The 10,825-nt window shown below is 66.1% G+C and carries 11 protein-coding genes and 3 pseudogenes; 11 read left to right on the forward strand and 3 right to left on the reverse strand.

Annotated elements, in window-relative coordinates:
• Positions 1–603, reverse strand: a 603-nt coding sequence (locus JCM9942_RS05535; protein ID WP_218185460.1) for a universal stress protein, incomplete at its 3' end; no start/stop codon positions are given.
• A gap of 73 nt (positions 604–676) precedes the next feature.
• On the opposite strand from JCM9942_RS05535, the gene JCM9942_RS05540 reads away from it, so the two are divergent.
• Positions 677–1,582 (forward strand): NAD-dependent epimerase/dehydratase family protein, encoded by a 906-nt coding sequence (locus tag JCM9942_RS05540; RefSeq protein WP_054658248.1) that lies wholly within the window; start codon positions 677–679, stop codon positions 1,580–1,582.
• On the opposite strand, the pseudogene JCM9942_RS05545 reads toward JCM9942_RS05540, so the two are convergent.
• Together JCM9942_RS05545 and JCM9942_RS05550 are read right to left on the reverse strand one after the other, a co-directional pair.
• A pseudogene (locus tag JCM9942_RS05545) lies at positions 1,576–2,054 on the reverse strand (Mpo1 family 2-hydroxy fatty acid dioxygenase). The gene JCM9942_RS05540 and the pseudogene JCM9942_RS05545 overlap by 7 nt on opposite strands.
• A gap of 87 nt (positions 2,055–2,141) precedes the next feature.
• Positions 2,142–3,066: pseudogene (locus JCM9942_RS05550) on the reverse strand (phosphoribosylaminoimidazolesuccinocarboxamide synthase).
• Between the two features lie 163 nt (positions 3,067–3,229).
• Between JCM9942_RS05550 and JCM9942_RS05555 the strand changes: the two are divergent.
• The 10 genes and pseudogenes from JCM9942_RS05555 to trpC all read left to right on the forward strand — a co-directional run.
• Positions 3,230–3,559, forward strand: coding sequence for a J domain-containing protein (locus JCM9942_RS05555; protein WP_054658250.1), 330 nt, complete (start codon positions 3,230–3,232; stop codon positions 3,557–3,559).
• A gap of 12 nt (positions 3,560–3,571) precedes the next feature.
• Positions 3,572–4,246 (forward strand): ribulose-phosphate 3-epimerase, encoded by a 675-nt coding sequence (rpe, locus tag JCM9942_RS05560; protein WP_054658252.1) that lies wholly within the window; start codon positions 3,572–3,574, stop codon positions 4,244–4,246.
• A 3-nt stretch (positions 4,247–4,249) separates the two neighbouring features.
• A complete protein-coding gene (locus JCM9942_RS05565; protein ID WP_054658267.1) occupies positions 4,250–4,741 on the forward strand; it encodes a GNAT family N-acetyltransferase in 492 nt (163 codons plus the stop codon).
• Positions 4,742–5,026: 285 nt separating this feature from the next.
• Positions 5,027–5,956 carry a lipid kinase YegS gene (gene yegS / locus JCM9942_RS05570; RefSeq protein ID WP_054658254.1) on the forward strand — a complete coding sequence of 310 codons (930 nt, stop codon included), beginning with the start codon at positions 5,027–5,029 and terminating at the stop codon, positions 5,954–5,956.
• 185 nt (positions 5,957–6,141) lie between these two features.
• Positions 6,142–7,632 carry an anthranilate synthase component I gene (gene trpE / locus JCM9942_RS05575; RefSeq protein WP_054658256.1) on the forward strand — a complete coding sequence of 497 codons (1,491 nt, stop codon included), beginning with the start codon at positions 6,142–6,144 and terminating at the stop codon, positions 7,630–7,632.
• Between the two features lie 60 nt (positions 7,633–7,692).
• Positions 7,693–8,463 carry an SIMPL domain-containing protein gene (locus JCM9942_RS05580; protein WP_054658258.1) on the forward strand — a complete coding sequence of 257 codons (771 nt, stop codon included), beginning with the start codon at positions 7,693–7,695 and terminating at the stop codon, positions 8,461–8,463.
• Between the two features lie 10 nt (positions 8,464–8,473).
• Complete coding sequence (locus tag JCM9942_RS05585; protein WP_054658260.1) at positions 8,474–9,058, forward strand: anthranilate synthase component II; 585 nt, start codon at positions 8,474–8,476, stop codon at positions 9,056–9,058.
• 69 nt (positions 9,059–9,127) lie between these two features.
• Positions 9,128–9,640 carry a DUF1543 domain-containing protein gene (locus JCM9942_RS05590; protein ID WP_054658262.1) on the forward strand — a complete coding sequence of 171 codons (513 nt, stop codon included), beginning with the start codon at positions 9,128–9,130 and terminating at the stop codon, positions 9,638–9,640.
• Positions 9,641–9,654: 14 nt separating this feature from the next.
• Positions 9,655–10,692, forward strand: a complete 1,038-nt coding sequence (gene trpD / locus JCM9942_RS05595; RefSeq protein WP_054658264.1) for an anthranilate phosphoribosyltransferase — start codon at positions 9,655–9,657, stop codon at positions 10,690–10,692.
• Between the two features lie 52 nt (positions 10,693–10,744).
• A pseudogene (gene trpC, locus JCM9942_RS18860) lies at positions 10,745–10,825 on the forward strand (indole-3-glycerol phosphate synthase TrpC); the annotation flags it as partial.

Consider the following 10,825-nt stretch of genomic DNA (forward strand, 5'->3'; position numbering starts at 1 on the left):
ATCGCCGCTGAGCAGGGGGCTGCCCGTGGATTCCAGTGCATGCACCAGCGACAGCCGCAGTGGCGGACCCAGCAGCGACAAGGCCTGGCCGGCCGCCCGGTTGGCGCTGTCGGAGAAATCGCTGGCCACCGCCAGGTGGCGATACGGTCCACGTACCCGGTCATGCACGATCAGCACCGGCAGCGGCGAATGCCGGCTCAGCCACAGCACGGTGGAGCCGGGTACCGGCAGTTCAAACAGCATGTCGCTGGCGATGCCGGTGACCAGTAGGCCGCAATTCTCCTCGGCCGCCAGGCGCAGCAGGGCGCGGCCGACATGGCCCTGCGTCACCCGGACGTCGATCCTGCCGCTGTGGTCTTCCCCGTCCAGCAGCCGTTGCAGGCGACGTTCGGCGGTATCCCGTGGGTCCGGCGCTCCCTGTGGCAGTTCCGCGCCGGCTTCCATGGCGGCATCCGGGAGTACCGTGGCCACTACCAGCCGCGCGTTCCATTGCCGTGCCAGCTGCAGGGCGCGTGCCAATGCGCGGTCGCAACGGGCGCTCATATCGGTGGCGAGCAGGATGGCGGAGGGAACGGCGTGGGAGTGGCTTTCAGGAGAGGGCATGGCGTGCTCGGCGTTGTCCGGTTCGAGTCTACCTGCTGCGGCAAATCGCGATTGATCGCCTATCCTGTGCGGCATGGAAAATGACACCCGCGTTGAAACCGGCCTGCGCAAGGCACTGCTGTTTGGTGCCAGTGGCCAGATCGGTGAGCGCGTACTGGCCAACTTGCTGGCCGCAGGCTGGGAGGTGACCGCGGTGTCACGCCACGCGCAGGTGGCGCTGCCGGGAGTGCGCTGGCAGCGCGGCGACCTGTCCGGCACCTGGCAGGGCGAGGAGGGGTTCGACGCCGTTTTCAGCTGTGGTCCGCTGGACCATTTCGCGCGCTGGTATGCCGCATCGGACGTGCACGCACCGAAGGTGGTGGCGTTCGGTTCGACCAGTGTGGACGTCAAGCAGGATTCCCCTGAGCCGGCCGAGCGCGATGTCGCCGGTCGGCTGCGCCAAGCCGAGCAGGTGCTGTTCAAGCGTGCCAAAGAGCGTGGTGTCGCCGCCACGGTACTGCGGCCGACGCTGGTCTACGGTGCCGGCCGTGACAAGACGCTGAGCGTCATCGCCGCGCTGGCTGCGCGTACCGGTTTTTTTGTGTTGCCGCATTGTGCCAATGGTCTGCGCCAGCCGGTGCACGTGCAGGATCTGGCCGACGCGGCCCTGCAGGTAGTGCGGCATCCGGCAGCGGCCGGTCGCGCCTATGCGCTGGGCGGCGGTGAGGTGCTGGGATATGGCGAGATGGTCCAGCGGGTGCTGGCGTCATTGCCGGCCCGGCCGCGTCTGTGGAGCGTGCCGACGCCGTTGTTCCGGCTGGCCTTGCGGCTGGCGCATGCCAGCGGGCGGTTGCAGGGCATGAACGCGGCCACGCTCGCCCGCATGCGCGATCCGCTGGTCTTCGATATCGAACCGGCGCGACGGGACTTCGGCTATGCGCCGCGTCCGTTCATTGCCGAGGCGACGATGTTCACCACGCCGGCGGCGGCCGATCAGTAACGCCAGCCGAACTGGCGGTACAGCTTGGCCAGCACCCAGATCGGGCCGATCAACAGGTAGGTCAGGTCGGTGAGGAAGCTGGGCCGTCGGCCTTCGATCCTGTGGCCGATGAACTGTGCGATCCACGCCAGCACGAACACGCCGATGCCGATGCGCAGCAGCAGCGGAATGCCCAAGCGGTCTTCCAGCAGCCGGCAGATGCAGCCGGCCACGAAGAAAAGCATCAGCATGCCGATGCCCAGCGGGCGCGACAGGCGGTTGTAATAGGCCCAGGTGCCGAACATCGCCAAGGCGCCCAGATGCCGTGCTGGAACCACGGCAGCAACGGCGGAACGCACCACAGCAGCGCGATCGCCGACCACAGGATGGCCGGTACCGCGACCACATGGATCGCCTGGTTGGTGGCGTTGCTATGGTCGCCGGAATAACCGGCGAAGTAGCGGTCCAGCGGGCGCGCGCTGCGGATGTCCATGGTCTCTCCCGGCCCTTGGTGGGCAGAGCATAGCGCGGCCACCTGGCGGACGCGCCCGGCAGGCCGCGTCCGTCAGGTGGTACGGCCTCAGTCGATGCTGATGCCCGCCAGCTTGTCCAGCGCCTCGGCGTACTTGGCGCGGGTGCGTTCGATCACCTCGCCGGCAGCGCCGGGCCCGGGGCGGTCTTGTCCCAGTCCAGGGTCTCCAGATAGTCGCGCACGAACTGCTTGTCGTAGCTCGGCGGGCTGATACCGACCTGGTACTCGTCGCCGGCCAGTAGCGGGAGGAATCCGGGGTCAGCATCTCGTCCATGATGTACAGGCGGCCATCGGCGTCGGTGCCGAACTCGAACTTGGTATCGGCCAGCAGGATCCCGCGCTCGGCCGCGTATTCGGCCGCGAACTTGTAGATCCGCAGCGTGGCGTCGCGCACCTTTTCGGCCAGATCCGCGCCCACCGCCTTGACCATCGCGTCGAAATCGATGTTCTCGTCGTGGTCGCCCACCGCCGCCTTGGTGGACGGTGTGAAGATCGGCTCTGGGAGTTTCTCGGCCTGCTGCAGGCCGTTGGGCAGGGCGATGCCGCTGACCTTGCCGGTGCGCTGGTAGTCCTTCCAGCCGCTGCCGATCACATAGCCGCGGGCGATCGCTTCCACCGGCACCGGCTTGAGCTTCTTGGTCACCACCGCGCGCTTGGCGTACAGCGCCGGATCGACGCCTTCGGGCAGCACACTGGCCACCTCGATGCCGGTCAGATGGTTGGGCATCAGGTGCTCGGTCTTCTTGAACCAGAAGTTGGAGACCTGGCACAGCATCTCGCCCTTGCCCGGGATCGGGTCGGGCAGCACCACGTCAAACGCCGACAGGCGATCGGTGGCAACCATCAACAGGTAGTCCCCGGGAGGCGTTCCAGCGGGCAAACGTTCGCGCGGGATATCGAACACATCACGCACCTTGCCGCGATGGCGCAAGGGCAGGCCGGGAAGATCGGATTGCAACAGCGTGGTCGGCACGGGCACTCCTGGGGCTTGGCAATGATGCCGCCGGCGTGGAGGACCCGGGTCTGGAGACCCGCAGGGCCCGCTGCTGGACGGCGGGCGGCCTAGTGTAAAGCCGGATCGGGTCGCTGTGGCATAAAATGCGCGTCTTGACGGTCCTCAGGCCATTGGAACCTCCATGCGCTGGTACGGAAAACTGCTTGGTTTCATCGCCGGGGCCCTGCTTTTCAGGCCCAATCCCCTGTTTGGTGCGGTGATCGGCCTGCTGCTGGGCCATGCCTTCGACAGTGACTGGTTCCGCCTGGGCAAAGATCTGCCGTATCGCGAGCTGGGGGTCACCCGCGACGCCACCGATGCCGAGATCGACCTGGCCTACCGTCGCCTGATGTCCCAGTACCACCCCGACAAAGTGGCCGGCGCCGCGCCCGAACTGCGCGCCCAGGCCGAAAAGAAGGCCCGGCAGATCAACGCCGCCTACGACCGCATCAAAACCCTGCGCAAGCGCTGAAAGGCTCCCGTCATGTCCAACTGCATCATCGCCCCGTCCATCCTCTCGGCCAATTTCGCCAAGCTCGGCGAGGAGGTCGACAACGTGCTGGCCGCTGGCGCCGACTGGGTCCATTTCGACGTGATGGACAACCACTACGTGCCCAACCTGACCATCGGCCCGATGGTCTGCCAGGCGCTGCGCAAGCATGGCGTGACCGCGCCGATCGACGTGCATCTGATGGTGGAACCGGTGGACCGCATCGTGCCGGACTTCGCCGAGGCCGGTGCCAGCCTGATCAGCTTCCACCCGGAAGCCAGCCGCCACGTCCACCGCACCATCCAGCTGATCAAGTCGCACGGCTGCAAGGCCGGCCTGGTGCTGAATCCTGCCACCCCGGTCGAAGTGCTGGACTGGGTGCTGGAAGACCTGGACCTGGTGCTGCTGATGTCGGTCAATCCGGGCTTCGGTGGCCAGGCCTTCATCCCCTCCACGCTGGACAAGCTGCGCGCGGTGCGGGCGATGATCGACAAGCTCGGCAAGCCGGTGATCCTGGAGGTCGACGGCGGGGTGAAGGCCGACAACATCGGCGAGATCGCCGCCGCCGGTGCCGATGCCTTCGTCGCCGGTTCGGCCATCTTCAATGCGCCGGACTATGCCGGGGTGATCGCGAAGATGCGCGGCAACGTCGCCGCGGCGCGGGGCTGAGTGGTGGGCGCGGCAGAAGTACGTATCCGCCCGGCATTGGCCGATGACGCAGGCCTGATCCTGCACTTCATCCGCGAACTGGCGATCTACGAGAAAGCAGAGTCGTCAGTGCAGACCGACGAGGCCGGCATCCGTGACAGCCTGTTCGGTCCGGATGCCAAGGCGCAGGCGCTGATCTGCGAGCGCGACGGCAAGGCGATTGGTTACGCCGTGTTCTTCTACAACTACTCGACCTGGCTGGGCCGCAACGGTATCTACCTGGAAGACCTGTACGTCAGCCCCGAGGCGCGCGGCAGCGGCGCGGGCAAGGCCCTGTTGCAGCACATCGCCAGGCTGGCGGTAGCGCAGGGCTGCGGTCGTTTCGAATGGTCGGTGCTGGACTGGAACACGCCGGCTATCGATTTCTACAAAGCCGCCGGAGCGGTGGCGCAGGACGAATGGACGGTGTACCGCCTGCAAGGCGAAGCGCTGCAGAAGTTCGCCGCAGGCGAATGATTGGCTGTTTGCAGGAGCGGCGTACGCCGCGAAGCACGGACGAAACCAGGTCGACAAGAGCTCATCCCCTTTGCCGGGCAACAGGCAGGGCGCGGCTCTGAAGATGAAGCAAAAAAAGGCCGCAGCGTTGCCGCTGCGGCTGGGGAATAGTGCGGAGGCTGATCCTGCTCCATCCGTCGTCCTTGCTATGGACTTCCATACTCCCGGTCCTCGATGACGGAACGGTGACATTCACCCGCCCGCAGTGACGCGCTTGCTAGGCTGCGCGCGTTTCCGGAGAACAGCATGCAGGCAAGTCCGTGGTTTCTGATCCTCAATGGCAAGTCCGCCAACGATGAGGCGGTGCGCGAGGCTGTTGCGCAGCTGCGGCGACAGGGCCGCATCCTTGCGGTCCGGGTGACCTGGGAAGCCGGTGATGCCGGGCGTCATGTGCGTGAAGCCATCGCGGCCAATGCCGCGGTGATCGTGGCCGGCGGTGGCGATGGCACCTTGAGCGAAGTGGCCGAGGCCATGGCGCAGAGCACGCTGGATGCGGCGCAGCTGCCGGCGCTGGGATTGCTGCCGCTGGGTACCGCCAACGATTTCGCGGCCGCCTCCGGCATGGCGCTGGAACCGTTGGCCGCGCTGACGCTGATTGGCGCCACGGCGGCGCGGCCGATCGATCTGCTGCAGATCGACGGTGACGGGCGAAGCCATTGGTGCGCGAATCTGGCCAGCGGCGGTTTCGGTACCGACGTCACCGTGGAAACCCGCGAAGGATTGAAGAAAATGCTGGGCGGGCTGGCGTACGTGGTCACCGGTATTTCGCGGGTGGGCCGGATCGAGCCGATCCGGGCACGGATCCACGGCGGAGACTTCGCATGGGAGGGAGATTTCATCGCACTGGGTATCGGCAATGGCCGTCAGGCCGGCGGCGGCCAGGTGCTGTGCCCGGATGCGCTGCTCGATGATGGTCTGCTGGATCTGACTGTCGTGCCCGAGCTTTCCGGTGAGGTCCTGTCCACCTTGGGCACTTTGTTCAGCGACGGCAAGCACGCGGCACTGGAGCAGGTCGCGGTACGCGCCCGCCTGCACCAGCTGTGGATCGATGCCATGCAGCCGATGACACTGAATCTGGATGGGGAGCCGCTGCAGGCGCGCCGCTTCCATGTGCGCTGTGTGCCCGGCCGGGTACGCATGCATCTGCCTGCGGACACCGCCCTGCTCAGCCACTGAACCGTTGCTGCTGCAAGCAATTGCCGATGTTGCAGATGCACACCACACCGCGATCTTGCGGTAGAGTTGCCCGGTGCCCATTCTGACGACCAAGCGTTCCCTTTCTTCCGCTCGCCGCTGGTGGCGATGGTGGCCCGTTGCCGTCGTCCGTCCCGCCACCGTCGTTTCCCGGAAGGAAAGCCGTCTTGATCACGCAAGAGCAGTTCCAGCAACTGGCCGCTGAAGGCCGCAGCGCACACCCGCACAATTTCGTCCCCGTCGTCCGTGAAGTGCTGTCCGACCTGGACACGCCGCTCTCGGTTTACCTGAAGCTCGCCGACGGCCCGTATACCTACCTGTTTGAATCCGTCGAAGGCGGCGAACGCTTCGGGCGCTATTCCATCATCGGCCTGCCTGCGCGCCGCACGTACAGCTTCCGCGGGCATACGCTGGAAGTCAGTGAGCTGGGCGAGGTGGTCGAGCGCCGCGACGTGGCCGACCCGTTGGCCGAGGTGGAAGTGCTGCGCAAGCAGTACTCGGTGCCGCAGCTGGAGGGCCTGCCGGGTTTCACCGGCGGCCTGGTCGGCTGGTTCGGCTTCGAGTGCATCCAGTACATCGAGCCGCACCTGGGCGCGGGCGAAAAGCCCGACGAACTCGGTACGCCCGACATCCTGCTGATGCTGTCCGAAGAGCTGGCGGTGTTCGACAACCTCAAGGGCCGCCTGTACCTGATCGTGCATGCCGACCCGGCGCAGCCGCAGGCCTGGGCACGCGCGAACCGTCGTCTCGATGAGCTGGCACACCGTCTGCGCCAGGGCGGCGCCGGTTACCCGCAGTCGCAGGTATCCGACGCCATCGACGAGCAGGACTTCCAGTCCTCGTTCACCCGCGAGGAGTACCACGCGGTGGTGCGCAAGGCGCAGGACTACGTGCGCGCCGGTGACATCTTCCAGGTGGTGCCCAGCCAGCGCCTGCGCGTGCCGTTCCGCGCACGGCCGATCGACGTGTACCGCGCGCTGCGTGCGCTGAATCCCTCGCCATACATGTATTTCATCGATGTCGGTGGCACCCAGGTGGTGGGTTCCTCGCCGGAAATCCTGGCGCGCCTGCGCGATGGTATCGTCACCGTGCGTCCGATCGCCGGCACCCGTCCGCGCGGCGCCACGCCCGAGCTGGACAAGGCGCTGGAAGTCGAATTGCTGGCCGATCCCAAGGAGCGTGCCGAGCACGTGATGCTGATCGATCTGGGCCGCAATGATGTCGGCCGCGTCGCCGAGCCCGGCACGGTGAAAGTGGGCGAGCAGTTCGTGATCGAGCGCTACAGCCACGTCATGCACATCGTCAGTGAAGTGACCGGCACGTTGAAGGCCGGCCTGAGCTATAGCGATGTGATGCGCGCGACCTTCCCGGCCGGCACGGTGAGCGGCGCGCCGAAAATCCGTGCGCTGGAGATCATCCGCGAGCTGGAGCCGGTCAAGCGCAACGTCTATTCCGGCGCGGTCGGCTACATCGGCTGGAACGGCGATGCCGATACCGCCATCGCCATCCGCACCGCGGTGATCCAGGACGGTTACCTGTACGTGCAGGCCGGCGGCGGCGTGGTCTACGACTCCGATCCCGATGCCGAATGGCAGGAAACCATGAACAAGGGCCGCGCGCTGTTCCGCGCGGTGGCGCAGGCGGCGAAGGGCTTGTGAGCGTGCATTGTTTGCGCATCGTGGTGCGCAGGGGAATGGGAAAATCGGGATGAAGAGCAGATTCGTGTTGTCGTTGTTGCTGGCCTTGGCGCCGGTGCTGTCGTTCGCACAAGCAATTCGATTCCGTCGCAGCCCCATCTGCTGGTGAAGGGGCAGGCCGCGCGTACGGTCGTGCCGGATCACTTTACGGTCGAGTTCCTGGTGCAAGCCACGGACATGGCGCCGGAACAGGCGCGGTCGAGGGTCGAGCGGAACGTGGCGGCGGTACTGGCCGCTTTGAAGAAACACCGCGCGCTGGCGGAAAACACCTACGCCTCCTCCCTGTCGATTTCCGCCGAGAACGCGTACGAGAACGGCAAGCAGGTGTTCAAGGGAACCAAGGTTGTCCGTCGCGTCCGTGGCAGTTTCGATGATCTGGAGAAGCTGCGCGCATTGCTGGCCGACGTGGATGCCGGGCCGGAATTGCAGATCACCTCGTTGCGCTCCGGTTACGCGAAGGCCAGCACGTTGCGCGCCGAACTCAAGGCGCAAGCCGCCCGCCAGTCGCGCCATTCCGCCGAAGGGTTGGCAGCGGCCTACGGCACGCGCATCACCGGCCTGTACACCATCTCCGACGTTGCCCCGAACTTTGCCTACGGCGTGCAGGCCGGTACGTGGCAGTCGGCGAGCGAAGATGCCGGGGACGACGCCATCCCGCCGCCGTCTCCGCCGGCTCCCCCTGCGCCTGCGGCAATGGAGGTATCCGGCTCCCGCCTTGCGCCCGAGAGTCTGGAAACCGGGACGATCACCTTCACCGAAAACGTCTACGCGATCTTCCTGATCGCTCAATGAGTGCCATTCCATGCTGTTGATGATCGACAACTACGACAGCTTCACCTTCAACCTCGTGCAGTACCTGCAGATGCTGGGCGCCGAGGTGAAGGTGGTGCGCAACGATGCGATGAGCGTCGAGCAGATCGCCGCGCTTCAGCCTTCGCATATCGTGGTATCGCCCGGCCCGAAAACGCCGAACGAGGCCGGTGTGTCGCTGGACGTGATCCGCCAGCTGGGTCCCCGCATCCCGGTGTTCGGCGTATGTCTGGGCCACCAGAGCATCGGCCAGGTCTATGGCGGTGACGTGATCCGCGCCGGCAACATCATGCATGGCAAGACCTCGCCGATCCGCCATGAAGGCAAGGGCGTGTTTGCCGGCCTGCCGGACCGCTATGAGGCCACCCGCTACCACTCGCTGGTGGTGGACAAGAACACGCTGCCGGCCGCGCTGGAGATCACCGCCTGGACCGAGAACCCGGACGGGTCGATGGAAGAAATCATGGGCCTGCGCCACCGCGAGTATCCGGTCGAAGGGGTGCAGTTCCATCCCGAATCGATCCTCACCCAGCATGGTCACGCGCTGATGAAGAACTTCCTGGACCGTACATGCTGATTGCACGGACGAGGCTGCTTCAGGCCGATGAGGCCGGTTCGATTCGAGCGCTGACGGAACGCCGGTGTCATGGGTGATATCGAACTGCGCCTGTTCGTGGTGATGCTCGGCGGCCGCCATGCGCGTGCCAATACCGAGGTGCACGACGTGGTGTTCGCCGTTGGCCGGGATATCAGGCAGACCTGGCCGCAGCTGCGCGAGCAGTGGTTCGGCGAGGCCGCCGGCCTGCATCTGGATTCATGGATGACGGTCGATGGGGTCGAGGACTGGCAGGTGCGCCTGTCGCAGGACCCGCCTGCCGCGGACGCGCCGACGCTGTTCTTCGTCAACCTCGGCGGTTATGTCGAAGGTGCATTCGGCGAAGACCACCGGTATCTGCTGGTGGTCGCCGCCGACGCGGCCGAGGCCAAGCGCAAGGCGCTGGCGCAGGCCCAGGCGCAGTGGATCAAGCCACACCGCGATGCGCTGCTGGAAGTGGACCGCTGCCTGCCGGTGGGGCCGATCGGTGGCCTGCATGTGCAGCTTCGGCGTGGCGCACACGCCGGCATCCGCAGCCAAAGCGACTACATCGTTATTTCCTGATTTCTGGAGTTGTCATGACCATCACCGCGCAGGAAGCCCTGCAACGCACCATCGAACACCGCGAGATCTTCTTCGACGAGATGGTCGACCTGATGCGCCAGATCATGCGCGGTGAAGTCTCGCCGACCATGACCGCGGCCATCCTCACCGGCTTGCGGGTCAAAAAGGAAACCGTCGGCGAGATCGCCGGCGCGGCCACGGTGATGCGCGAGTTCGCGCTGCCGGTGACGGTAGAAGACAAGACGCATCTGGTCGATATCGTCGGTACCGGCGGCGATGGCTCGCACACGTTCAACATCTCGACCTGCTCGATGTTCGTGGTGGCCGCGGCTGGTGCCAAGGTGGCCAAGCATGGCAACCGCAGCGTCTCTTCCAAATCCGGCAGCGCCGACGCGGTGGAAGCGCTGGGCGCGGTGATCGAGCTGCAGCCCGGGCAGGTGGCTCGCGCCATTGAACAGACCGGCATCGGCTTCATGTTCGCGCCGATGCACCATCCGGCCATGAAGGTGGTGGCGCCGGTGCGCCGCGAGATGGGCGTGCGCACCATTTTCAACATCCTCGGCCCGCTGACCAACCCGGTCGGTGCCACCAATATCCTGATGGGCGTGTTCCACCCGGACCTGGTCGGCATCCAGGCGCGCGTGCTGCGCGAGCTGGGCGCCGAGCGCGCGCTGGTGGTGTGGGGCCGCGACAACATGGATGAGATCTCGCTGGGCGCCGGCACCCTGGTGGGCGAGCTGCGTGACGGCAAGGTGCGCGAGTACGAGATTCATCCTGAGGACTTCGGTATCGCCATGTCGGCCAGCCGCAACCTCAAGGTGGAGAACCCGGAAGAGTCCATCGCCATGCTGCGTGGCGTGCTCGACAACGCGCCGGGCCCGGCCAACGACATCGTCGCGCTCAATGCCGGCGCGGCGCTGTATGTGGCCGGTGTGGCCGACAGCATCGCCGATGGTCTGGCCCGCGCCCGTGCGGTCATTGCCGATGGCAGCGCCCGTGCGCGCATGCAGCATTACGTGGCCGTCAGCCGTATGCTGGCCGGCCACAGTTGAACGCTTCTCCGCTTCCCGCGTCCGCAGCGCCCGCCTTTCAGGAAACAGATCCATGAGTGACATCCTCAACACCATCCTCGCCCGCAAGATGCAGGAGGTGGCCGAGCGCAGCGCCCGCGTGCCGCTGGCCGAG

The organism is Stenotrophomonas pictorum JCM 9942 (genome assembly GCF_001310775.1).
Taxonomy (GTDB): Bacteria; Pseudomonadota; Gammaproteobacteria; order Xanthomonadales; family Xanthomonadaceae; genus Stenotrophomonas; species Stenotrophomonas pictorum.